We start from the raw sequence: 21,613 nt of genomic DNA, 5'->3' as shown, positions 1-21,613 counted from the left end.
TTAGCGCTTGGCGTCCTTACCGGACCCGAACGCGCCGACGATCTTCCACTTGGACTCCGGCTTCGGCGGCCACACGAGCCAGACGACGATCGCGATCGCCGACAGGCACAGGCCCGTCGCGACGCCCGGCTTGTCGCCGTAGCCCTTCCGGTTGGAGAGGTAGCCGGCGATGATGCAGGAGGCGAGCCAGAGGTAGAGCAACCAGAGGGCCCAGGCCCCCATGAGCGCGAAAACGGTCATGTTCCCAGGTACGCTTTCTGGACTTCGGGGTTGGTCCGCAGGTTCTCCGAGCTGTCGGACAAGGAGACCTTGCCGGTCTCCAGCACGTAGGCCCGGTTGGAGACGTCGAGCGCGAAGTTCGCGTTCTGCTCCACCAGCAGGATGGTCATCCCGTCCTTGTTGATCTGCTCGATCGTCTCGTAGATCCGCTCCGTGAGGACCGGCGAGATGCCCATCGAGGGCTCGTCGAGCAGCAGGACCTTCGGCTTGCCCATCAGCGCGCGGCCGATGGCGAGCATCTGCTGCTCGCCGCCGGACATCGTGCCCGCCTTCTGCGACTGACGCTCGTCCAGGCGCGGGAAGAGCTCGAAGATCCGGTTCAGATCCGCCGAGATCCCCGAGGTGTCACGGCGCAGGTACGCGCCGAGCTCGAGGTTCTCGCGGACGGTCATCCGCTGGAAGCACTTGCGACCCTCGGGCGACTGGCAGATGCCGAGCCCGACGATCTCCTGCGGCGGGAGCAACGAGATCTCCTCGCCCGCGAGCTTGATCGAGCCCGTGCGCGGGGGCGTGAGCCCCGAGATCGAGCGCAGCGTCGTGGACTTCCCGGCCCCGTTAGAGCCGATCAGCGTCACGCACTCGCCCTCTTCCACGGTCAACGAGACGCCCTTGAGCGCCTGGATGTTGCCGTAGTAGGTCTTGATGTCTGCGACTTCGAGGAACGCCATTACTCCCTCTCTCCCGTCTCCGCGGCGGCCTTGCCGAGGTAGGCCTCGACGACGCGCGGGTCGGCCCGCACCTCGGCCGGAAGGCCTTCGGCGATCTTCTCGCCGTGATCGAGCACCGTCACGCGCTCGGAGACGCGCATGATGACCTTCATGTCGTGCTCGATGAGCAGGATCGTCATCCCCCGCTCGTCACGCAGCCGGTGCATGAAGTCCACGAGCGACGCGGACTCCTGCGGGTTCATGCCGGCCGTCGGCTCGTCCAGGAGCAGGACCTTCGGGTCCGACGCCAGGGCGCGCGCGATCTCCACCCGGCGCTGATCGCCGTAGGAGAGGTTGATCGCGAGATGGTCGTGCCAGCGCTTGTCGATGCCGACGTACTCCAGCTCGGCATGCGCCTTCTCGCGGACTTCCCGCTCCTCGCGGCGCGTGCTCGGCGTGCGGACGATCGAGCCGAACAGGCCCGACTTCATCCGCGAGTGCTCGCCGATCATGACGTTCTCCATCGCCGTCATCGTCGAGAACAGCCGGATGTTCTGGAACGTCCGCGCCATTCCGGCCTTCATGACGATGTCGGGGCGGGCGCCGGTGATGCCCTTCCCATTGAACTCGATGGTCCCGAGCGTCGGCCGGTAGAAGCCGGTCAGGATGTTGAAGAACGTCGTCTTGCCGGCGCCGTTGGGGCCGATGATCGAGACGATCGACTTCTCGGGCAGGGTGAACGTGACGTCGTTGACCGCCGTCAGGCCACCGAACTGCTTGGTGATGTTCTGCGCGTCGAGCACAGCCGCCCCGGTGGGGAGGCCGCCTCGCGGCTTCGGTGTGTCGACTGCGCTCATACCCGTGCCGTGTAGAGGTTTTCTTCGTTGGCCTCGGAGTCGTCGGCGAGCTCCATCTTGTGCCGCCGCTCGGGCAGCAGGCCCTGGGGCCGCAGGATCATCATCATCACGAGCAGGAACCCGTAGATCGCGAAGGTGATCTGCGTGGCGTCGAAATCGAGCCCGAGCTTGCTGGGCCACGAGTTGATGACGTCCGGGATCAGCCACGTGTTGATGAACGACAGCGCGACCGCGCCGAGCACCACCCCCCAGATCGAACCGAGGCCGCCGAGGATGATCATGGCCAGGACCAGGATCGAGAAGTAGAACTGGAACTGGTCGGCGTTGACCGTGTTCAGGAACGAGCCGAGGAACGCGCCGGCGATGCCGCCCATGGCGGCGCCGGTGGCGTAGGCCAGCAGCTTGGTCTTGACGGCCGGGACGCCCATCGCCACCGCGGCGATCTCGTCCTCGCGCAGCGCGACCCAGGCGCGGCCGAGCCGCGAGTCGCGCAGGCGGAAGTTCACGAACAGCACGAAGCCCACCAGGACCAGGGCGAACCAGTACCAGGGTCTCAAGTCCAGTAGGCCGAACGGCGCAAGGCCTGGCAGGTCGATCTTGTCCACCGGCGAGATGCCCTGACGGCCGGCCGTCAGCGGCTGGCCCTTGATCACGATGCTGTCGCCGTTGACCGCGATGCGGCCGATGATCTCGCCGAAGGCGAGGGTCACGATGGCGATGTAGTCACCGCGCAGGCGCAGCGTCGGTAGGCCGATGATCATGCCCGCGATGGAGGTCGTGATGACCGCCAGCACCAGGATGATCAGGAAGTTGACGTGGATGCCCGGGACCTTTGAGGCAAGGCCGGACACGAGGATGTGGATGCCCTTGCCGTCGCCGACCTTCGAGAAGAACCCGGAGCCGAAGTAGCCCGCGGTGTAGGCGCCGATGGCGAAGAACGCCACGTAGCCGAGGTCCAGCAGGCCGGCGAAGCCGACGACGATGTTCAGGCCGAGCGCCATGACGATGTACGCCAGGGCCTGGGTGCACGTCTGGATGAACGTGTCGCCGTTCTCGAAGAAGAACGGGAGGAAGGCGGCCAGCACCAGAAGGATCGGCACCATGCCCTTCTCGAACCACGGTGGGACCTTCGGCGTCGGGAGCTTCCCGCCGCGTACCGTCCCGCCCGGGCTCTTGGTTTCAGTCGTGGCGCTCATCCGGCATCCCTCGTCTGCTCGCCGAGCAGGCCCGACGGCTTGAAGACCATGATCAGGACCAGGTAGGCGAACACGATCGCGGGAGTCCAGGCAGAGCCGATCCGGTTGTCGGAGATCTGCTGGATGCAGCCGATGATCAGGCCGCCGAGCACGGCGCCCCGGAGGTTGCCGATGCCGCCCATGACTGCCGCGGTGAACGCGATCAGGCCGCCCGTGAAGCCCTGGAAGTACCAGATCGTCGTCTGGTAAAGGGCGTAGATGAGGCCGGCGGCGCCGGCCAGCATGCCGCCCAGCAGGAACGTGAGCGAGATCGTCGTGTCGACGTTGATGCCCATGAGGCGCGCGGCCTCAGGATCCTGCGCGGTGGCGCGCATCGCCTTGCCAAGGCGCGACTTGGCGATGAAGGTCGTCATCACGATCAGCAGCGGGACCGTGACGCCGATCGACAGCACGTCAGCGTTCTCGATCGTGACGCCGAAGATCGTGACGATGGTGTGCTGGGCGTTGATGAGATCGGGGATGCCGACCTGCGAGCCGCCCTTCCACAGCAGGCCGACGTTCTGCAGGATGAAGGAGAAGCCGACGGCGGTGATCAGCGGCGCCAGCTTCGGCGCACTTCGCAGGGGTCTGTACGCGACGCGTTCGATCATCGCGTTGAGCATTCCCGAGCCGACCATCGCGACGATCAACGTCAGCAGGAGGCCGAAGAAGAGGACCCCCGCGTTCGTGTCCTCGGTCAAGCCGATCGACATGAAGAATCCGGCGGAGATGAACGAGCCGATCATGAAGACCTCGCCGTGGGCGAAGTTGATCAGCTCGACGATGCCGTAGACGAGCGTGTAGCCGATCGCCACGAGCGCCCAGATGGCGCCGTTGGAGATGCCGGCGGTGATGTTCTCGCCAAGGCGGACCAGGTTCCCGTCATCGACGAGGTCCTGGATCGCGTAAACGATCGGCAGGGCGAGCAGCACGAGGGTGAGCCCGTAGGTGCCGATGAGGGCCCGGATCCGCTGCGAAGCGGGCGGGCCGGTGGGAATGCTGGCAGCTTCCATATATGTGTCCCTACGTCCGAAAAGGCGACCGGCCGGAAGCGGGTAAATCCCGCTCCCGGCCGAGCATACGCCTTGGGCGCGGTGGTTAGCCGGCCTGAGCCTTGACGGTCTTGTCGAACACCAGGTTTCCGTCCTTGACGGAGTAGATGCCGTAGTCCGTCAGGGTCGTGTCGCCGTTCTCGTCGATCGAGTACGTGCCGAGCACGGAATTGCGGTCCTTCGTGGAGAACAGGGCCTTGATGATGTCGGCCTTGTCACCGGTCTTGGAGCGATCGATCGCGTCGAGCGCGAGGCTCATGGCCTCGTAGCCGTAGATCGCGTACGGGTCCGGCTGATCCTCGCCGTACTTCTGCGAGTAGGCCTTGAAGAACTCCTGTCCGTCGGGCGGGTAGGAGTCGGGATTCAGGGTCGCGACGGACACCTTGACCTTGGCCTGCACGTCGGCGGGGATGCCGCCTTCCTTCGGATCCACGAAGCCGGACTCGGCGACGCCGTCCGGGCCATAGAGCTTGGCGGCCGGGATGGCGGCCGAGAAGTCCTTGTAGAGCTGGACGGCGTTGTTGGCCGTGATGCCCGCGTAGACGAAGCAGTCGGCGCCGGCCGCCTTGGCCTTCTGGGCCAGGGAGCGGTAGTTGGCAGCGTTCTTGTCGATCGACTCGTTGGAGATGATCGCGAGACCCTGGGCCTTGGCGGCGAGCTCGATGTTCTTGCCGAGACCCGCGCCGTAGACCTCCTTGTCGTTGGCCATCTGCACCTTGGTGCAACCGTCTTCCTTCATGACCGTGGCCAGAGCGGCGCCCTGGATCGTGTCCTTCGGGACGATGCGGGTGTAGTTGCGCGTGCCGGCCGGGTAGTACTTGTCCGGCTCGCCCGGGTTGGAGCCCGGCTGGTTGGTCGTGAGACCGACGGCCGTGTTGGCCGGGGAGATCATCGGGATCCCAGCCTCGTTCAGGATCGGGATCGAGACCGCGGCCGCGCCCGAGTTGAACGTGCCGATGTACACGGCCGTGGAATCGTCCTGCGCCGCCTTACGGGCGTTCGCGGACTCCTGCTCGGGCGTCCAGTTGCCGGCCTGAGCCGTGGAGTCGTCGAGCGGGACGTACTTGATGGTGTGCGGGCCGGCCTTGCCGCCCTTCTGCTCAAGCGCGAGCTTGGCACCATTGACGACCGCGGTCGTCTGCACACGTGACGCACCCTGCAGCGGCACCGACGAGTAGATCGTCAGTGACTTGCCGGCCGCCGCGGTGCTGCCGCTGGAGCCGGTGCTCTTGCTTCCGCTGTCGCTGCTGTCATCGCCACCGCAAGCGGTTACGCCAAGCGCAGCCGCCGCCAACAGGCCGGCCGAAGCCGCCAGGAACTTAGATTGCAAGGAACCCCTCCTCATGAGGCTCGTATTCGGGCGGCGATTCTACGCACGCCCAGTTCACGCGTGCAACAGCCTAGACCGCCCGCCAGCGGATGGGCGACCCGGAAGACTGGGCACCGACGACCCTTAACAAAGGGGTGAGGTCGGGCTTAACGACGGCCGCCGGGAAGGTACGGCCGCGCGATGTGCGCCGTCGCTGCCAGCAACACCAGCAGCATCCCGATCAGGAACGCGTCGAACGACTTCATCAGGCTGGTGCCCCAGAGGACGACCCAGATGACGAGTCCGACGATCAGCGTAAGGAAGATACCCATCGCGGCGGAAGGCTAGCGGACCAGGGCGTCAGCTAGCTCCACGACCACGGATGCGGCCGTAGAGGCGGGATCCGAGCCGTTCTGCACCGCCTCGGCGACCGCCCGCACGAGCCGCGAGCCGACGATCACCCCGTCCGCTCCGGCGTCCGCAGCGGCGGCCGCTTGAGCACCGGTGGAGATCCCGAAACCGAGCGCGACAGGTACCGGGCTGCGGGCCTTCACGCGCGCCAGCAGCGCCCCGGCGTCGGGGGTGTTCGCGGCCCGCTCACCGGTCGTCCCGGTCACCGAAACCGTGTAGACAAATCCACGCGCTATGCGTCCGATTTGGTTTAGCCGAGCGTCCGGAGTGGTCGGTGCGACCAGTGGCACGAGCGCGATCTGCTGCGCATCGCACGCCGCGAGCACGCCGGCCGACTCCTCGAGCGGGAGATCGGGCACGATCAGCCCGCTGATGCCCCGCTCGGCGAGCTCGGCCGCGAAGCGCTCAGGTCCGCGTGCGAAGAGCGGGTTCGCGTAACACATGAGCACCACCGGGAGCAGCTCAGCGATCCGCTGCCCGGCCTCCAGGACCGCGTGCAGGTTCGCGCCCGCCGCGAGCGCGTCGGTGGCCGCGGCGTGGATCACCGGGCCGTCGGCGAGCGGGTCGCTGAACGGCACGCCCAGCTCGACGAGGTCGGCGCCGGACTCGGCGTAGGCGGTCGCGATCGCCACGGAGGTCTCGATGTCCGGGAAGCCCGCCATCAGGTACGGCATCAGCGCCGCGCGGCCCTTCGCGGTCGCGAAGGCGGCCGCGATGCGGTCGACGCCCGTCTCGGTGCGCGTCATGTGAGTCCCAGCTTGTCGAGCGCCTCGGCCAGGTCCTTGTCGCCCCGTCCCGAGAGACAGATCAGGTCGACGGTCTCCGCGCTCGCCTCGGTCGCGCCGGGGCCGAGGGCCCACGCCACCGCGTGCGCGGATTCCAGCGCGGGGATGATGCCCTCGAGCTCGGCGAGGCGCTGGAAGGCGCCGAGCGCCTCGTCGTCGGTGACCGCGACGTAGCGCGCGCGGCCGGTGTCGCGCAGATACGCGTGCTCGGGGCCGGTGCCGGGGTAGTCCAGGCCGGCGCTGATCGAGTGCGCCTCGAGGATCTGGCCGTCCTCGTCCTGCATGATCGCGCTGTAGGCGCCGTGCAGCACGCCGCCGCGCCCGCCGACGGTGAGCGGCGCGCCGTGGCGTCCCGACGCGAGGCCCTCCCCCGCCGCCTCGACGCCGACGATCTCGACGCCGGAGTCCTCGAGGAACGGCACGAAGGTCCCGATCGCGTTGGAGCCTCCGCCGACGCAGGCGATCACGCGGCTGGGCAGCGCGCCGGTCTTGTCCAGGATCTGGGCGCGCGCCTCGTCGCCGATGATCCGCTGCAGGTCGCGCACGAGCGCGGGGAACGGCGCCGGGCCGACGCACGAGCCGATCGCGTAGTGCGTCGTCGCGACGTTGGCGACCCAGTCGCGGATCGCCGCGCTCACGGCCTCCTTGAGCGTGCGCGCTCCGGCCTCGACCGGCACGACCGTCGTGCCGAGCAGGCCCATGCGCTGGACGTTGGGCGCCTGACGGCGCATGTCCTCGGTGCCCATGTAGACGTAACAGTCGAGGTCCAGCAGGGCGCAGGCGGTGGCGATCGCGACCCCGTGCGAGCCCGCGCCGGTTTCGGCGATGATCCGCGTCTTGCCCATGCGCTTGGCCAGCAGCGCCTGGCCGAGCGCGTTGTTGATCTTGTGCGCGCCGGTGTGGTTGAGGTCTTCGCGCTTGAGGTAGACGGGGTGGCCGACCTGGTCTGAGACGCGCTGGGCGAGATAGAGCGGCGACGGGCGGCCGACGTAGTCGTTGAGCAGCAGGCTCAACTCCGCCTGATAGGCCGGGTCGTCGCGCGCGACGATCCAGGCGGCCTCGAGCTCGACGAGCGCCGGGATCAGCGTCTCAGGGACGTACTGGCCCCCGTAGGGGCCGAAGCGATGCTCGACCGCGGTCATGTCTGCGCGTGGACGGTGTCGACGGCGGCGAAGAACGCTTCGAGCTTCGCGGGATCCTTGATCCCCGGCGAGGCCTCGACGCCGGAGGCCACGTCGACGCCCCACGGCTTCACCGCCTCGATCCCGTCCGCGACGTTCTCAGGGGTCAGGCCGCCGGAGAGGATCAGCGGGATCTTGTTGCGCCGGTTCGCGACGAGCTTCCAGTCCCAGGTCTGGCCGGTGCCGCCGTACTGCCCGTCCTTGGCGGTGTCGAGCAGGTGGAAGTCGGTGTGGAAGCGCTCGAGGTCGCGCAGGTCGGCCGCGTGGCCGATCCGCACGGCCTTGATCACCTTCGCGCCCGTGCGCTGGACGACGGCGTTGCAGAAGGACGGGCCTTCGTCACCGTGCAGCTGCACGTGGGTGAGGCCGAGGATGTCGACGCGGTCGGCGATCTCGTCGATCGGCTGGTTGACGAAGACGCCGACCGTCTCGACCTTGCGGCGGACCTGCCGGATGATCCCGGCGGCGACGGAGGGGTCCACGTAGCGCTTGGACGGCTCCCAGAGGATGAACCCGAGCGCCCAGGCGCCGTGAGAGATCGCCAGCTCGGCGTCCTCGAGCCGGGTGATGCCGCAGACCTTGACCTTGGTCATGGAAGGACGGTGCCGCCGGTGAGCTCGCGGACGGCCTGCTCGATGTCCTTCGCGCGCATGAGCGTCTCGCCGATCAGGACGGCGTCGACGCCCACGCGCTCGAGCTCGTCGAGCTGCTCGCGGGTCGAGAAGCCCGACTCCGAGACGACGGTCTTGCCCGCGGGGACGTCGGCCAGCAGCTCGAAGGTGCGCTCGATGTCCACGCTGAAGTCGGAGAGGTCGCGGTTGTTGATGCCGAGCACGTCGGCCTCGAACTCCAGCGCCCGCGCGAGCTCACGCTCGTCGTGGACCTCCACCAGCGCGTCCAGGTCGAGGTCGGCCGCCTCGTGCAGCAGCTTGCCGAGCGCCTTGTCCTCGAGCGCGGCGACGATCAGCAGGATCGCGTCGGCACCCGCGGCGGCGGCTTCGTAGAGCTGGTACTTGTCGACGATGAAGTCCTTGCGCAGCACCGGCAGGGTCGCGTTCGCGCGCGCCTCCCGCAGGTCGTCGAGCGAGCCGCCGAAGTGAAACGGCTCGGTCAGGATCGAAAGCGCCGCGGCACCGCCGCGCTCATAGGCCTTCACGACGTCCGCCACCTGCGAGTTCTTGCGGATCTTGCCCGCCGAGGGCGAGCGCCGCTTGTGCTCGGCGATCAATGAGACGCCGGGGCGGGTGAGCGCCTCCGAGAACGGCCTGAAGCCCTCGGCGCGGCGTTCGAGCGCCTTCTCGAGGTCCTTCAACGGCACCTCCTTGCGGCGGCGTTTGACCTCGTCGCGCGTGTCGTCCACGATGCGGTCGAGCACGCTCATGCAGGTGCCAACTCCTTCGTAAGTGATGCGAGTGATTCCAGCGCGGCGGCCGCTCGGCCGTCGTCGATCGCGGCCTCAGCGGCGCGCACGCCCTCTTCGAGGCTGGACACGGTGCCGGATACATAGATCGCGGCGCCGGCATTGAGCACGGCGACGTCACGCGCCGGACCGTGCTCGCCCGCGAAGATGTTCCGCGTGGTCTGCGCGTTGACGTCGGGCGTGCCGCCCGTCAGCGCGCCCGGGTCCGCACGTGAGATCCCCACGTCCTCCGGGGCGACGTCGTAGGCGTGGAAGTCCTCGCCATTCACCTCGACGACGCGGGTTATGCCCGACGTGCTCATCTCGTCCAGACCGTCGGCTGAGGACACTACCAGCGCCCTGCGCGCGCCCAGCCGGGCCAGCGCACCGGCGATCGTCTCCAGGAAGTTGGGGTCGCTGACCCCGATCACCTGGCGGGTCGCGCCCGCGGGGTTGGTCAGCGGCCCGAGGAAGTTGAAGATCGTGCGGACCGCGAGTTCCTTGCGCACGGGGATGACGAACCGCGTCGCCCCGTGGTGGGCGGGCGCGAACATGAACCCGAAGCCGACCTCGTCGATGCAGCGCGCTACCGCGTCCGGCTTGAGGTCGATCCGGACCCCGAGCGCTTCGAGGACGTCCGCGGAGCCGCTCAATCCGGTGGCGCTGCGGTTGCCGTGCTTGGCCACCTTGCAGCCGTGACCCGCGGCGATCAGCGCCGCGGTCGTGGAGACGTTGAACGTCGGGCGCCCGCCGCCGGTGCCCGCGGTGTCGATCAGCTCGGACGTGTTCTGCGCCTTCACCGGCGTGGCGAACGCGCGCATCGTCGTCGCCAGGCCGACCAGCTCGTCGACCGTCTCGCCCTTGGTCCGCAGCGCGACGAGCACGCCGGCCGTCTCGACCTCGGAGGCGTTGCCGCCCATGATCTCGGCCAGCACCGCGGCGGTCTGCTCGGACCCGAGATCCTGGCCCGACATCAGGGCGTCGAGCGCCTTGGTCAAGACCGGATTAGGCAAGGAAGTTCCGCAGCAGTTGCTTGCCGTCGGGCGTGAGCACGGACTCGGGATGGAACTGGACGCCGATCGCGGGCAGCGTCTTGTGGCGCATCGCCATCAGCACGCCGCCGCCGTGGGCGGTCGCCTCGAGTGAGTCCGGGAGGTCCTCGTGCACCACCAGCGAGTGATAGCGCGCCACGGGCAGCGGGTCGGGCAGTCCGGCGAAGATGTCCTTCCCGTCATGCGTGATCTCCGTGGTCTTTCCGTGGACCGGCTTGTGCCGGATGACCTTGCCGCCGAACGCCTGGCCCATCGACTGGTGACCGAGGCAGACGCCGAGCGTCTTGACCCCCGCCTCGGGGAACCGGCGCATGATCTCGACGGAGATCCCCGCCTCGTTGGGCGTGCACGGCCCGGGCGAGACGACCACGCGGTCGTAGTCGCGGGTGAGCAACTCGTCGACCGTCGTGACGTCGTTGCGGACGACTTCCAGCTCCGCCCCCAGCTCGCCCAGGTACTGGACGAGGTTGTAGGTGAACGAGTCGTAGTTGTCGATCATCAGGACTCTCATGGCCACGCCGCCTGCTTGACCGCCAGCTCGATCGCCTTCACGACGCCCGCCGCCTTGGCGCGCGACTCCTCGTACTCGTAGTCGGGCTTGGCGTCGGCCACCGTGCCGCCGCCGGCCTGGATGTGGGCCATGCCCTCCTTGACCACGACGGTGCGGATGCAGATGCAGGTGTCCAGCTCGCCCCCGTAGGACAGCCAGCCGACCGCCCCGCCGTAGGCGCCGCGCTTGACCGACTCGAGCTCGTCGATGATCTCCATCGCGCGGATCTTCGGGGCGCCGCTCAGAGTGCCCGCGGGGAGCACGCTGCGCAGCGCGTCGATCGCCTTGACCTCCGGCCGCAGCGTGCCCGCGACCTGGGAGACGATGTGGATCACGTGCGAGTAGGTCTCGACCTCCATCAGGCGCTCGACGTGCACGCTGCCGTTCTCGCACACCCGCCCGAGGTCGTTGCGGCCGAGGTCGACGAGCATCACGTGCTCGGAGCGCTCCTTCTCGTCGGCCAGCAGCTCGGCGGCGATCGCGGCGTCGTCCTCGCCGCGCGGGCGCGTGCCGGCGATCGGGCGCGTGGACACGTGCCGGCCGTTGACCGTCAGCAGCGGCTCCGGGGAGGCGCCGACTATCTGGAAGTCCTCGAAGTCGAGGAAGTACATGTACGGCGACGGGTTCACCGCGCGCAAGCCGCGATAGATGCTGAACGGCTCGACCGGGGTGGGCGCGCTCCAGCGCTGCGACGGAACCACCTGATAGGCGTCGCCGGCGTAGATGTACTCGATGATCCGGGCCACGTTGGCCTCGAAGGTCTCCCGGCTCATGTTGGACTCGAAGGACGGGGCCTCGCGGGCCGGATGCGTCTCCAGGGCGGGGAGCGGGCCGGCGAGGCGGGTGCGGACCTGGCGGATCGCCTCGACCGCGCGGGCGTGGGCGGTGTCGACGTCGGTCTCGTCGTCGAGGTAGGCGTTGGCGAGGATCGTCACCGTGTGGCGCAGGTGGTCGAAGGCGACGATCACGTCGGAGAGCATCAGCGCCATGTCCGGCAGCCCGAGGACGTCCGGGTTGGGCTCGGGCAGGCGCTCGACGGCGCGCACGCAGTCGAAGCCGAAGAAGCCGACGGCACCGCCCGCGAACGGCGGGAGCCCGGCGATCTCGGCCTGGCGGACCTCGGAGACGGCCTCGTGCGCGAGCGTGTACGGATCTCCCCCGTCGGCCAGGCTCCAGCGCACGACGCGCTTCGGGCGCCAGCCGATGAAGCTGTAGCGACCGACCTGCTGCCCCTGCTCGGCGGACTCCAGCAGGAACGCGGGTCCGTCGCCGCGCAGCTTCAGGAAGGCCGAGACGGGCGTCTCGCAGTCCTCGATGAAGCTGTGGGTGACCGGGATCAGGTTGTGATCGCCCTTCAGCGCGCGCGCCTCCTCGAGGCTCGGCGTGACCTCGAGGTGCTCAGCGACGGCGGCCAAGGAGCACCTCCTCGGCGTCCGCGAGGCTCAGGCCGCGGCTCTTGAGCAGCACCGTGAGGTGGTAGAGGACGTCGGCGGCCTCGTTGGCGACGCGCTCGTCGGACTCCTCGCGCGCGGCGCGAGCCACCTCCTCGGCCTCCTCCTGGACCTTCTCGCCGATGAACGGCGGGTCGGCGAGGAGCTTGGCCGTGTAGGAGCCCTCGGTGGGGTGCTCGGCGCGGTCTTTGAGCGTGCGCTCCAGCCCGGGCAGGGCCTCGTACGGGAGTGGCTGCATGTCGCCGGAGAAGAAGCACGTGCGCTCGCCGGTGTGGCAGGCCGGGCCTGCGGGCTCGACGAGGGCGAGGACGGCGTCGCTGTCGCAGTCGAAGCGCAATGCCTTGACCGCCTGCGTGTTGCCGGAGGTCGCGCCCTTGTGCCAGAGCTCGTTGCGCGAGCGGCTGAACAGGTGCAGCTCGCCGGTCTCCCGGCTCAGGCGCAAGGCCTCTTCATTCATGTAGGCGAGGGTCAACACCTCGCCCGAGCGCCAATCCTGGATAACGCACGGCACGAGGCCGCTTTGATCAAACTTCGGACTGGGGGGCTCCATCAGGAGCGGGGAGTTTAGGAGTTCGCTTCTGCCCAGGGAGAGCGACGACCCAGCGGGGAGGCGCGACCGACCAGCGGCCGGCGGTTCCAATCCCGCTCGGAATCGCGGTGCAGGCGGTAAACCGCCCACATGAAGTAGATCGACGCGGGCACGCCGACGTTGTCGAAGATCACGCCGGCCGGGTTCGAACCGGTCACCACTCCCGCGACCAGGTGCGAGATCGAGCACGTGAAGAACACGCCGCTCATCGCGACGCCCGAGAGCGACCAGCCGTCGAGCAGCGGACGGCGGGCGAGTTGCGTGCGGGCCGTGAAGTAGCCGACCAGCGCGTAGTTGACGAACAGCACGATGTTCGGGACGAGCGAGCGCAGGTCGACGTCCATCCTCGCGGCGTGGCTGAACGCCTCCCACAGGGTCGCCCCCGCGACCGCGAGCTCAGCGGCGGCACCGTGGCGAAGACCGGGTTGTTGCGGATCAGGCGATCGCCGCGGCCGCCGAACGTCGCCTCCAGGCGCAGCGCGATGAAGACCACCGCCGGCGCCGCTCCGAGCGCCATCGCCGCCAGCATCGGTCCGTGCCCCGGCTCATGCAGGACCAGGTGGCGGTACGCGTGGACCAGGTGGTGCGGGCCGCAGGTGAACGCCATCACGGCGAAGGAGAGGCCGAAGTGCGAGAAGCCGCGGTCGCGGCGGTAGCGGATCAGCTCGTAGACGGTGATCACGCCGAGCGCGGTGTACGCGAGCCCGGTCGCGAGCGCGAGGAGCCCGATCACGAGCGCGCCTCTTTGACGATCCCGATCTGGTGCATCATCTCCAGCACCAGGCTGCGCTCGCCTCGGTGGCGGTTCATCCGCGGGCGCGCGCCGGTGCCGATCTCCGCCTGCGCGGGAATCTGGTCGGCGGGCACGGCGGGGGACCACAGGAAGCCCTGCGCGACGCCGCAGCCGAGCGCGGCGAGCTGGTGCGCCTGCAGCGGGGTCTCGACGCCTTCGGCGATCACGTGCAGGCCGAGGGCGTGCGCGAGCGAGAGGATCGCGTGGACGATCGCCGAGTCCTCGGGCTCGGTGCCGAGGCCGTCGATGAACGAGCGGTCGACCTTCAGGACCTCCACCGGCAGCGACTTCAGGCGGGCGAGCGAGGAGTGGCCCGTGCCGAAGTCGTCGATCCCGACGTAGATCCCGAGGTCCTTGAGCATTCGCAGGCAGTGCAGCGACGCGTCGCCCGCGCCCATCAGCGCCGACTCGGTCAGCTCGAGGCACAGGCACTCGGGCGCGAGGTCGGCGGTCGCGAGCGCGGTGGCGACGACGATCGGGAAGTCGGGATCCTCGAGCTGGCGGGTCGAGACGTTGACGGTGACCGTGAGCGGCGTCAGGCCCCGGGCGTGCCAGCCGGCCAGGTCGCGGGTGGCGGTGGCGAGCACCCACGCGCCGAGCGGGCCGATCAGTCCGGTCTCCTCCGCCACCGGGATGAACTCGGCGGGCGAGGCCTCGCTCCAGCGCGCGAGCGCCTCGACGCCCACGAGGCGACCGGTCGAGACGTCGACCTGCGGCTGGTAATGGACCTCGAGCAGCCCTTCCTCGAGCGCGGCCCTGAGCAGCTGCTCGACCTCGATCCGGCGCAGCAGGCGGGCGCGGGTGGCGTCGCTGAAGAGCTCGACGCGGTCCTTCCCGCTCTCCTTGGCCTGGTACATGGCGGAGTCGGCGTCGCGCAGCAGCGCTTCGGCGTCGGCCTCCCCGGGCGCCGCGAGACGGCAGCCGATACTCACCCGCACGTGGCGGCGCTGGCCGGCGACGTCGAACGGCGCCGAGAGGGCGGCGCGGATGCGGCCGGCGGTGATCGTGGCCTGCGACTGGTCCTCGAGGCCGACGCACAGCACGGTGAACTCGTCGCCGCCGAGGCGGGCGACGAGGTCGGTCTCGCGGACCGCGGTCTGGAGCCGCTGGGCGACCTGGATCAGCAGCCGGTCGCCTGCCTCATGCCCGAACCCGTCGTTGACGACCTTGAAGTCGTCCAGGTCCAGGAAGAGGACCGCGATCGCCTCGCCGGAGTCGGCGGCGGCCCGCAGCGAAGCCAGAAACGCGGCGCGATCCGGGAGCCCGGTGAGGGCGTCGTACCCCGGTGCGGCGTTGAATACGAGCGTGGGCAAGACTTCTCCATTGATCGGCCGATTCTCCACCGACTGAAAGGTGGACCGTCAGCCGGCCGACGCTGCCGGGAGGAAGTACGGGGACTCAGCGAGGCGCGTCCGCGAAGGCGGGTGAGGCCACGCGCAGGTACCAGTCAAACGCCCGCCGGCACGGGCGTTCGCGGCCCATCAGGGCCAGCAGCGCGGTGAGCGCGCGGGGCGGGAGGCGGGGAATCGCTCGTTGCAGCGCGAGCGCGTAGGTGAAGGCGGGTTTGTGGGCGTGCGAGAAGGCGCCGTAGTCGTGCAGCGCCTCTTCCCTGGTCTTGGTCTCGTCGATGACCGCCCTGAGCTCGCGGCCCGCCGCGATGCCGAAGTAGAACGCGGTGCGGATGCCCTCGCCCGACAGCGGCAGGCAGTGGCCGGCGCTGTCGCCGGCGAAGAACACGCCGTCCTGCGCGGCGGGGCGCAGCTTGTGCGGGAACCAGTTGCCCTGGTAGCGGACGGCGTCGCGGGCCAGGCGGCGGGTGATGTCCTTCGTCGGCTCCTTGACGTGGTCGCGCGGCTGGTAGGAGCCGACGCCGATCCGCTGCTCCCCGTCGGCGGGCACCGACCAGGCGTACCCGTGGCGGATCAGGCTGCGATCGATCCAGATGTCGAGGTCGGTCGAGGCGCCATGCGGGTGGACCTCGAGGCCGCGGCTGATCGCGGCAGCGGGCGGCTGCACGTTGGCGCCGGGGCCGAGGACGCGCCTCCAGCCGAGGGCGTCGACAATCAGCGGGCTGCTCAGGTTCCCACGGTCCGTGATGACCGTGTCGCCGTCTCTCGCTTCGACCTTCGCGATCTCGAAGCGGGCGTCGGTCTGCTCGTAGAGGGCGTGACAGAGTTGCTTGTAGTCGAAGCTCGACCAACTCCACGGCAGACGGAAGCGGGCGGAGCCGTGGGGCGTGTGGAAGGCCATGCAGGGGATCTCCTGCCGGATCGCGCTCTGCACGCCCATCGCGTGCAGCCACGGCGTGGGCGCCGCGCAGGCCGAGGTGGCGCGCTCGCCGATCTCGTAGCGGTCGACGACGAGCACGTCGGCGCCGGAGCCCTTGAGCTCCCGCGCGACCGCGAGGCCGGCGAAGCTCGCGCCGCAGATCAGGACGTCGGCGCGCTGGGAGATGTCGGTGCGCGCGGCGCCGCGGAGAGTCGCGCGCTGGGTCACGTGAGCGTCGACTTTCGCGAGTACAGCGCGAGAAACTCGACGCTCGCGGTCATCGGAGCGCCTCGAGCGCCGCGCCCGGGATGTGCCACACGCGCACGCCGGTCTCGCGGCCGAGGACGTCGAAGCCTGTCGCCTCGACGCGGTCGAGCATGCGGCTGTAGAGCCCCGTCGCCAGCTTCATGCCCGGACGCACCGAGGCGGGAGCCGACGCGATCGCCGGTCGCGCTCCCGCGAACAGCCCGCGCGCCCGCTCGACCTCGTGCGCCACCAGCGCGCGCACGGCCGGCGTCGCGTGCTCGGCGCGCAAGTCCTGCTCGGTGACGCCGAAGCGGTCGCGATCCTCGGCGGGCAGGTAGACGCGGTCCAGCGTCGCGTCCTCGCGCACGTCGCGGATGAAGTTGGCCAGCTGGAAGGCGAGCCCGAGCCGGCCGAGGTCGGAGTGATGACGCGCGGGCACGCCGAGCAGCGAGGCCATGATCCGCCCGACCGAGCCCGCGGAGCCGTCCATGTAGGCGACGAGGTCGTCCCAGCTGGCGATCCGCACCGGCGCGCAGTCGATCCGCATCGAGCGCATGTAGGTGCGCAGCTCGCCCAGCGGGAGGCGGTGGCGGGCGGCGGCGTCGGTGAGGGCGCGCACGATCGGCTGGCAGGACGTCTCGCCCGCCTCCAGCTCGGCCTCCCAGGCGTCAAGCGCCGCACGACGGCCGTCCGGCGTGGCCGGGCGGCGCGGGCCGTCGACGATCTGATCGGCCGTGCGCACGTAGCCGTAGAGCGCGTGTGTGGCAGGACGGATCTCGGCGGGGAGGCGGCGCGTCGCGAAGTAGTACGTGGGATCGTGGCGGCGTTGCATCCGCCGCGACGTCTCGTACCCCTCTCTCAGCGCCGCGTCCATGATCCGCATTGTGTCCTAGGGTGACTGCAATGGACGCACTGCTCCGCGATCGCGCGGTGCTCTACGTGACGGGCAAGGGCGGAGTCGGCAAGACGACGGTCGCCGCGGCGCTGGGGCTGGCGGCCGCGCGGACCGGACGCCGGACGATCGTCTGCGAGGTCTCCGAGCAGGACCGGATGTCGCGCGCGTTCGCGCGCCAAGGGGTGCGCCCGGAGCAGGAGGTCGAGCTCGCCAAGGACCTGTGGGCGATCACCATCGACCCGCAGCGCGCGCTCGAGGAGTGGCTGGGCAAACAGCTCGGCGGCGGCCCTGCAGGGCGGATCCTGGGTCATTCGCACGCGTTTCAGTACTTCGTCGCGGCCGCGCCGGGCGCCAAGGAGCTGATCACGATCGCCAAGGTCTGGGAGCTCGCGCAGCCGCAGCGCTGGGACAAGCACAACCGCCGCTACGACCTCGTGGTGGTCGACGCGCCCGCCTCCGGCCACGGCATCGGGATGCTCACCACGCCGCGCACGTTCGGGGAAATTGCGCGCGTCGGCCCGATCCGCCGGCAGGCGACCAAGGTGTCCGAGATGCTCGCGGACCCGGCGCGTACGGGCTATGTCGCCGTCGCGCTTCCGGAGGAGATGCCGGTCAACGAGACGATCGACCTCGAGCGCCGGCTTCGCGACGCGGTCGGGCTCGGCCTGGACGCGATCGTCATGAACGCGATGTGGCCCGAGCGCTTCTCCTCCTCCGACGTGACCAAGTTGCGCGCTGCGACCCGCGACGGGCACTCGGTCGGCGACCTCGGCGCGGTGCGAGCGGCGCTGGCAGCGCACGAGCGCGTCAAGGCCCAGCGCGCCCACGTCCGGCGCCTGGAGGCGGCGACCGACGCCCCGATCACGCCGCTGCCGTTCGTCTTCGAGTCCGAGCTCGAGCTCACCCACTACGAGCACCTCGCCGCCGAGCTGGCATGAGCGCCCCATCACGCCGCCTCTCCCCCGTCGCCCGCCGGGTCTGGCTCCTGCAGCAGGTGCTGTTCTGGGGCGCGCTGACGATCGCCGGCATCGTCGTGACGATCACCGCCGGCGTCGGTCCCTGGTTCCTGATCCCGCTGGTGGTCGGGATCGCGGCGGGGATCGGCGTGCCGCGGCTGCGCTGGGCGCGCTGGCGCTGGGACATCGGGGACGAGGGCATCGACATCCAGCACGGGACGGTCGCGATCCGGCGCACGCTGGTGCCGTGGATCCGCGTCCAGCACGTCGACACGCGGCGCGGGATCTTCGAGCAGGTCTTCTCGCTCTCGACGGTCGTCGTCCACACCGCCGCGGGGAGCCACACGATCCCGCTGCTGCCCGCCCAGCAGGCCGACGAGCTGCGCACGCGGATCGCCGGCCTCGCCCGCACCGAGGACGCCGAGCCGGCGGTCGAAGATGAGCAAGTCGACGTCGAGACCTGACGAGCGGCGGCTGCACCCGTCGGCGCTGGTCATCTACGCCGCCGACGCGCTGAAGAACGCCTTCTTCCCGGTGCTCATCATCGTCGCCGTGACGGTCTTCGGCCGCTCGCTCGACACCCGCGCGCTGCTTCAGGCGGCGATCTACGGCGCCATCGGCCTGGCGATCGCGGTCACGGTCGGCGCGATCAAGTACCAGACGACGAGCTACTACATCGGGCCGGAGGCGATCCACCACCTGACCGGCGCGCTGTCGAAGAAGGTCACCGACATCCGGCTGGACCGGATCGAGGCGATCGACATCCACCAGGGCCCGCTGCAGCGGCTGTTCAACGTCTACGCGGTCGACGTCCAGACGGGCGCGGGTACGAAGGGCGGCGAGATCTCGCTGCCGGCGCTCACGCCCGCGGCGGTCGAGGAGCTGCGGGCCGCGCGGCCTCAGGCCGCGCACACGGATGCGCCGGCCGAGGACGAGCCGGAGCGGCCGACGCGCCGGCTCGCCGGGCGCGAGCTCGCGATCGCGGCGTTGACGGCGGGACAGCTGGGGATCGTCGTGCCGGTGCTGGCGGGGGCGAGCCAGGTCGTCCAGCAGCTGTTCAGCAACGAGCGCCAGGGCGAAGAGGCGGTGCGCGCGCTCCCGCACTCGACGATGGTCATCGTCCTCGCCGTGATCGGCATCGTGCTGCTCGCGTGGCTGCTGTCGACGCTCGGCGCGGTCGTCGCGTTCGGCGGCTTCACCGTGATGCGAGACGGCGATCGACTGCGGATCCGGCGGGGTGTGGTCGAGCGCACCGAGGCGACCGTGCCGGTGGGGCGGGTGCGGGCGGTGCGGGTGGTCGAGGGCGTCTTTCGCCGGCCGTTCGGGCTGGCGACCTTGACCGTCGAGATCACCGGCTACGCCGACGAGGCGGCCGCCGCCCGCACGCTCTTCCCGCTCGTCCGGCTGCGCGACGTCGACGCGTTCCTGCAGGAGTTCCTGCCGGAACTGGCCGACGATCCGCGCGGGTTGAGCTCCCCGCCACGCCGTGCGGCGCGACGCTACATCCTCCTCCCCACCCTGCTCGGTGCGTTCATCACCTTCGCGGCCTGGTTCGAGGTCGGCCCGCCGGCGCTGGCGGGCGTGCTCTTCGGCTTCCTCTACGGCCACGAGCGCTGGCGCGCCGCGGCCTGGCGCCTGGCGGACGGCCGCCTCGCGATCCGCTCGATGCGCCTCGCCCGCACCACCGTCCTCGCCCCCGCCCACAACCGCGAGTCCCACACCCTCGTGCAGAACCTCCTCCAGCGCCGCGCCGACCTCGCCGACCTCGAGGTCGCCTTCGGCAAGCAGACCACGGCCCGCATCCGCCACCTCGACGCATCCGACGCCCACGCCGCCTGGTCTTCCCTCTAGTTAAACCCCACCTAAGGGGTCTGGCCCCTTATCTCGCGTTTAGGTTCCGAACGCCCGGCGCAGAGCCGTTTCAACCTAAAGGCAACCTAAGGGGTCTGGCCCCTTAGGTGGGGTTTAGGTGTCCTTGCGGGCGGGGGCGCGGTTGGGGCGGACCGTGTAGCGGGTGATGACGGTCGTGTTGCCGGGGTGCTGGATGCGGACCTCGAAGCGGGTGCCGACGCGGAGCTTGGCCTTGCCGAGCGGGCGCTTGAGCGTGAGCTTGGCCGCGTCGCGGGCGATGGTGATCGGCTTGATGGACTTCGGGCAGCCCTTGCCGGTGCAGCGCAGGAGGATGGTCGAGCCGGCGCGGGCGTTGCGGATCGTGATGTCGTTGAAGAGCGTGTACCTGCGGGCGAAGCTGAAGGTCGCGGTGACGATCGAGTCGAGCGGGGTGGGCGCGGCGGTGGTGGTGGGCGCAGGGGTCGGCGTCGCGTCCGCAAACGCGGTGTGGGGCGTGGGGACGGGTGTGGCGGTCGCCGCGGGCGACGCGGTGGCGACGGGCGTCGCGGTCGCGGTGGGCGTCGGCGTGGCGGTGGCCTCGGGCTTGGGGGTGTCCGCGCCCGAGCAGTCCTCGTCGACGCCGTTGCCCGGGAGGTCGATCGCGCCCGGGTGGATCGCCGGGTTCGCGTCGTCGCAGTCGACGTTGGCCGCGAACGTGTCGCCGTCGGCGTCCGCGTAGGCCACCGTCTCGCAGCCGCTCAGAACGTCCTGGACGTCGGCGACAACACTGTCGGCACCGTCGCCGCAGTCGATCGTGTCCGCGATCCCGTCACGGGCGTTGATGGTGTCGTTCCCGCCGTCGCCGAAGAGCTGGTCGGCGCCGCCCTTGCCGTCGAGTGTGTCGTTGCCGCCTCCGCCCCTGAGCACGTTCGCCGCGGCGCTGCCGGTGAGCGTGTCGCCGAACTGGTCGCCGGTGATGTTCTCGACGTCGGAGTGGACGTTGGCGACCGGCGAGACGCCGTCGTTGGCGACGTCGTCGAGCGACACGGTCCACGTCCCGCCCGCGACGAGGAAGGTGTCGTTCCCCGGCCCGCCGTTGATCACGTCGGCGCCCGCGCCACCCCTGAGCTGATCGTCGCCGGCGTCGCCGTTGAGGGTGTCCACGAGCGGCCCGACCGCCTCGAGATAGTCATTGTCGGGCCCGCCGTTGAGCGTGGCGGCGGCGGTGTCGCGCACGACCAGCGTGTCGGCCCCGCTCTCGCCGTTGATGATCGCGCCGTGACCGTTCGCGGTCTTGGTCACCCGGTCGTCGCCGTCACCGAGCGAGAGGCTCGCGATGCCGGTGATCTCGCAGCGAACCTGCGCGTTCGTGGTCACCTGCGTACACGAGGAGCCCGCGTTGACCGGAGCGGCGCCGGTGTTCTCCCGCGTGACGACCCAGAAGGTGTCGGCACCGGACGTCGTCAGCCCCAGGATCAACTGGTTGGACTCGCCGGCGAACGGCGTCATCGTCAGGTTGAGGCCGGAAGCGAAGGTGGCCGCGCCGGCGGGAGCCGCCGCGGCGAGAAGGGTCAGGGCGCTGAGCGCGAGCGTGCGGCGGAGCATGTCGCGCCATGGTCGCCGCCGTGCCCGCGCGCCACATCGGGGAAACCCCTAGCGCGGCGAGCTGTGGCTGGGCGTGGCCGCGAGGCGGCGTGGGCGTGGCTGCGCGCCGGTGTCGCGTGGGGTGCCCCGTCTAAGTGTCGCTGGGCGAGAGTTAGATGGGGCACCCCCACCCGCGGGCGGGGAGAAAAACGCGCCGACGGATGGACGCGGACGTGGCGAGACG

The 21,613-nt window shown here is 70.0% G+C and carries 23 protein-coding genes; 3 read left to right on the top strand and 20 right to left on the bottom strand.

Features of this window, described 5'->3' with window-relative positions; genetic code table 11:
* The 19 genes from OM076_RS24875 to OM076_RS24785 all read right to left on the bottom strand — a co-directional run bounded on the left by OM076_RS24875 (nucleotide 1) and on the right by OM076_RS24785 (nucleotide 16,978).
* Nucleotides 1-240: a hypothetical protein gene (locus OM076_RS24875; protein ID WP_270042797.1), complete on the bottom strand. Its 240-nt coding sequence runs from the start codon at nucleotides 238-240 to the stop codon at nucleotides 1-3.
* Nucleotides 237-947 carry an ABC transporter ATP-binding protein gene (locus OM076_RS24870; protein WP_270042796.1) on the bottom strand — a complete coding sequence of 237 codons (711 nt, stop codon included), beginning with the start codon at nucleotides 945-947 and terminating at the stop codon, nucleotides 237-239. Before OM076_RS24870 ends, OM076_RS24875 begins: the two co-directional genes overlap by 4 nt.
* Complete coding sequence (locus OM076_RS24865; protein WP_270042795.1) at nucleotides 947-1,783, bottom strand: ABC transporter ATP-binding protein; 837 nt, start codon at nucleotides 1,781-1,783, stop codon at nucleotides 947-949. Before OM076_RS24865 ends, OM076_RS24870 begins: the two co-directional genes overlap by 1 nt.
* Nucleotides 1,780-2,979: a branched-chain amino acid ABC transporter permease gene (locus OM076_RS24860; RefSeq protein ID WP_270042794.1), complete on the bottom strand. Its 1,200-nt coding sequence runs from the start codon at nucleotides 2,977-2,979 to the stop codon at nucleotides 1,780-1,782. The genes OM076_RS24865 and OM076_RS24860 overlap by 4 nt, the downstream gene beginning before the upstream one ends.
* Nucleotides 2,976-4,031, bottom strand: a complete 1,056-nt coding sequence (locus tag OM076_RS24855) for a branched-chain amino acid ABC transporter permease (protein WP_270042793.1) — start codon at nucleotides 4,029-4,031, stop codon at nucleotides 2,976-2,978. Before OM076_RS24855 ends, OM076_RS24860 begins: the two co-directional genes overlap by 4 nt.
* An 85-nt stretch (nucleotides 4,032-4,116) precedes the next feature.
* Nucleotides 4,117-5,400: a branched-chain amino acid ABC transporter substrate-binding protein gene (locus OM076_RS24850; RefSeq protein WP_270042792.1), complete on the bottom strand. Its 1,284-nt coding sequence runs from the start codon at nucleotides 5,398-5,400 to the stop codon at nucleotides 4,117-4,119.
* 146 nt (nucleotides 5,401-5,546) lie between these two features.
* Complete coding sequence (locus OM076_RS24845; protein ID WP_270042791.1) at nucleotides 5,547-5,711, bottom strand: hypothetical protein; 165 nt, start codon at nucleotides 5,709-5,711, stop codon at nucleotides 5,547-5,549.
* A gap of 12 nt (nucleotides 5,712-5,723) precedes the next feature.
* The gene (gene trpA / locus OM076_RS24840) at nucleotides 5,724-6,536 is read right to left on the bottom strand and encodes a tryptophan synthase subunit alpha (protein ID WP_270042790.1); all 813 of its coding nucleotides are present in this window, start codon (nucleotides 6,534-6,536) and stop codon (nucleotides 5,724-5,726) included.
* The gene (gene trpB / locus OM076_RS24835; RefSeq protein WP_270042789.1) at nucleotides 6,533-7,717 is read right to left on the bottom strand and encodes a tryptophan synthase subunit beta; all 1,185 of its coding nucleotides are present in this window, start codon (nucleotides 7,715-7,717) and stop codon (nucleotides 6,533-6,535) included. Before trpB ends, trpA begins: the two co-directional genes overlap by 4 nt.
* Nucleotides 7,714-8,349, bottom strand: coding sequence for a phosphoribosylanthranilate isomerase (locus OM076_RS24830; protein ID WP_270042788.1), 636 nt, complete (start codon nucleotides 8,347-8,349; stop codon nucleotides 7,714-7,716). The genes trpB and OM076_RS24830 overlap by 4 nt, the downstream gene beginning before the upstream one ends.
* Nucleotides 8,346-9,137 carry an indole-3-glycerol phosphate synthase TrpC gene (trpC, locus tag OM076_RS24825; RefSeq protein WP_270042787.1) on the bottom strand — a complete coding sequence of 264 codons (792 nt, stop codon included), beginning with the start codon at nucleotides 9,135-9,137 and terminating at the stop codon, nucleotides 8,346-8,348. Before trpC ends, OM076_RS24830 begins: the two co-directional genes overlap by 4 nt.
* A complete protein-coding gene (gene trpD, locus OM076_RS24820; protein WP_270042786.1) occupies nucleotides 9,134-10,153 on the bottom strand; it encodes an anthranilate phosphoribosyltransferase in 1,020 nt (339 codons plus the stop codon). Before trpD ends, trpC begins: the two co-directional genes overlap by 4 nt.
* A 7-nt stretch (nucleotides 10,154-10,160) precedes the next feature.
* On the bottom strand, nucleotides 10,161-10,718 hold the full coding sequence (locus OM076_RS24815; RefSeq protein ID WP_270042785.1) for an anthranilate synthase component II: 558 nt from the start codon (nucleotides 10,716-10,718) through the stop codon (nucleotides 10,161-10,163).
* Entirely contained in the window at nucleotides 10,715-12,172 is a 1,458-nt protein-coding gene (gene trpE / locus OM076_RS24810) for an anthranilate synthase component I (RefSeq protein WP_270042784.1), read from the bottom strand. Before trpE ends, OM076_RS24815 begins: the two co-directional genes overlap by 4 nt.
* On the bottom strand, nucleotides 12,156-12,758 hold the full coding sequence (gene hisIE, locus OM076_RS24805; RefSeq protein WP_270042783.1) for a bifunctional phosphoribosyl-AMP cyclohydrolase/phosphoribosyl-ATP diphosphatase HisIE: 603 nt from the start codon (nucleotides 12,756-12,758) through the stop codon (nucleotides 12,156-12,158). The genes trpE and hisIE overlap by 17 nt, the downstream gene beginning before the upstream one ends.
* 14 nt (nucleotides 12,759-12,772) lie before the next feature.
* Nucleotides 12,773-13,141 (bottom strand): hypothetical protein, encoded by a 369-nt coding sequence (locus OM076_RS24800; protein WP_270042782.1) that lies wholly within the window; start codon nucleotides 13,139-13,141, stop codon nucleotides 12,773-12,775.
* 385 nt (nucleotides 13,142-13,526) lie between these two features.
* A complete protein-coding gene (locus tag OM076_RS24795; RefSeq protein ID WP_270042781.1) occupies nucleotides 13,527-14,903 on the bottom strand; it encodes a putative bifunctional diguanylate cyclase/phosphodiesterase in 1,377 nt (458 codons plus the stop codon).
* 85 nt (nucleotides 14,904-14,988) lie between these two features.
* A complete protein-coding gene (locus OM076_RS24790) occupies nucleotides 14,989-16,086 on the bottom strand; it encodes an NAD(P)/FAD-dependent oxidoreductase (protein WP_270042780.1) in 1,098 nt (365 codons plus the stop codon).
* 49 nt (nucleotides 16,087-16,135) lie between these two features.
* Nucleotides 16,136-16,978: a phytoene/squalene synthase family protein gene (locus OM076_RS24785; protein ID WP_270042779.1), complete on the bottom strand. Its 843-nt coding sequence runs from the start codon at nucleotides 16,976-16,978 to the stop codon at nucleotides 16,136-16,138.
* Nucleotides 16,979-17,007: 29 nt separating this feature from the next.
* Here OM076_RS24785 and OM076_RS24780 point away from each other — a divergent pair, with 29 nt between their 5' ends.
* The 3 genes from OM076_RS24780 to OM076_RS24770 are packed head-to-tail and all read left to right on the top strand — an operon-like array spanning nucleotide 17,008 to nucleotide 19,806.
* The gene (locus OM076_RS24780; RefSeq protein ID WP_270042778.1) at nucleotides 17,008-17,937 is read left to right on the top strand and encodes an ArsA family ATPase; all 930 of its coding nucleotides are present in this window, start codon (nucleotides 17,008-17,010) and stop codon (nucleotides 17,935-17,937) included.
* On the top strand, nucleotides 17,934-18,419 hold the full coding sequence (locus OM076_RS24775; RefSeq protein WP_270042777.1) for a PH domain-containing protein: 486 nt from the start codon (nucleotides 17,934-17,936) through the stop codon (nucleotides 18,417-18,419). The genes OM076_RS24780 and OM076_RS24775 overlap by 4 nt, the downstream gene beginning before the upstream one ends.
* Nucleotides 18,394-19,806, top strand: coding sequence for a PH domain-containing protein (locus tag OM076_RS24770; RefSeq protein ID WP_270042776.1), 1,413 nt, complete (start codon nucleotides 18,394-18,396; stop codon nucleotides 19,804-19,806). Before OM076_RS24775 ends, OM076_RS24770 begins: the two co-directional genes overlap by 26 nt.
* Before the next feature lie 114 nt (nucleotides 19,807-19,920).
* On the opposite strand, the gene OM076_RS24765 is transcribed toward OM076_RS24770, so the two are convergent.
* Nucleotides 19,921-21,390: a MopE-related protein gene (locus OM076_RS24765; RefSeq protein WP_270042775.1), complete on the bottom strand. Its 1,470-nt coding sequence runs from the start codon at nucleotides 21,388-21,390 to the stop codon at nucleotides 19,921-19,923.
* Nucleotides 21,391-21,613: the final 223 nt, after the last annotated feature.

This window comes from Solirubrobacter ginsenosidimutans (genome assembly GCF_027587205.1).
The sequence above is the reverse complement of the archived record's forward strand: the minus strand, read 5'-3'. Positions and strand labels throughout refer to the sequence as shown.

Excerpts from the sequence above, each read along its gene's own strand:
- OM076_RS24875 (WP_270042797.1), bottom strand. The coding sequence starts at position 240 with ATGACCGTTTTCGCGCTCATGGGGGCCTGGGCCCTCTGGTTGCTCTAC.
- OM076_RS24870 (WP_270042796.1), bottom strand. The coding sequence starts at position 947 with ATGGCGTTCCTCGAAGTCGCAGACATCAAGACCTACTACGGCAACATC.
- OM076_RS24865 (WP_270042795.1), bottom strand. The coding sequence starts at position 1,783 with ATGAGCGCAGTCGACACACCGAAGCCGCGAGGCGGCCTCCCCACCGGG.
- OM076_RS24860 (WP_270042794.1), bottom strand. The coding sequence starts at position 2,979 with ATGAGCGCCACGACTGAAACCAAGAGCCCGGGCGGGACGGTACGCGGC.
- OM076_RS24855 (WP_270042793.1), bottom strand. The coding sequence starts at position 4,031 with ATGGAAGCTGCCAGCATTCCCACCGGCCCGCCCGCTTCGCAGCGGATC.
- OM076_RS24845 (WP_270042791.1), bottom strand. The coding sequence starts at position 5,711 with ATGGGTATCTTCCTTACGCTGATCGTCGGACTCGTCATCTGGGTCGTC.
- trpA (WP_270042790.1), bottom strand. The coding sequence starts at position 6,536 with ATGACGCGCACCGAGACGGGCGTCGACCGCATCGCGGCCGCCTTCGCG.
- trpB (WP_270042789.1), bottom strand. The coding sequence starts at position 7,717 with ATGACCGCGGTCGAGCATCGCTTCGGCCCCTACGGGGGCCAGTACGTC.
- OM076_RS24830 (WP_270042788.1), bottom strand. The coding sequence starts at position 8,349 with ATGACCAAGGTCAAGGTCTGCGGCATCACCCGGCTCGAGGACGCCGAG.
- trpC (WP_270042787.1), bottom strand. The coding sequence starts at position 9,137 with ATGAGCGTGCTCGACCGCATCGTGGACGACACGCGCGACGAGGTCAAA.
- OM076_RS24815 (WP_270042785.1), bottom strand. The coding sequence starts at position 10,718 with ATGAGAGTCCTGATGATCGACAACTACGACTCGTTCACCTACAACCTC.
- hisIE (WP_270042783.1), bottom strand. The coding sequence starts at position 12,758 with ATGGAGCCCCCCAGTCCGAAGTTTGATCAAAGCGGCCTCGTGCCGTGC.
- OM076_RS24800 (WP_270042782.1), bottom strand. The coding sequence starts at position 13,141 with ATGGACGTCGACCTGCGCTCGCTCGTCCCGAACATCGTGCTGTTCGTC.
- OM076_RS24785 (WP_270042779.1), bottom strand. The coding sequence starts at position 16,978 with ATGGACGCGGCGCTGAGAGAGGGGTACGAGACGTCGCGGCGGATGCAA.
- OM076_RS24780 (WP_270042778.1), top strand. The coding sequence starts at position 17,008 with ATGGACGCACTGCTCCGCGATCGCGCGGTGCTCTACGTGACGGGCAAG.
- OM076_RS24775 (WP_270042777.1), top strand. The coding sequence starts at position 17,934 with ATGAGCGCCCCATCACGCCGCCTCTCCCCCGTCGCCCGCCGGGTCTGG.
- OM076_RS24770 (WP_270042776.1), top strand. The coding sequence starts at position 18,394 with ATGAGCAAGTCGACGTCGAGACCTGACGAGCGGCGGCTGCACCCGTCG.
- OM076_RS24765 (WP_270042775.1), bottom strand. The coding sequence starts at position 21,390 with ATGCTCCGCCGCACGCTCGCGCTCAGCGCCCTGACCCTTCTCGCCGCG.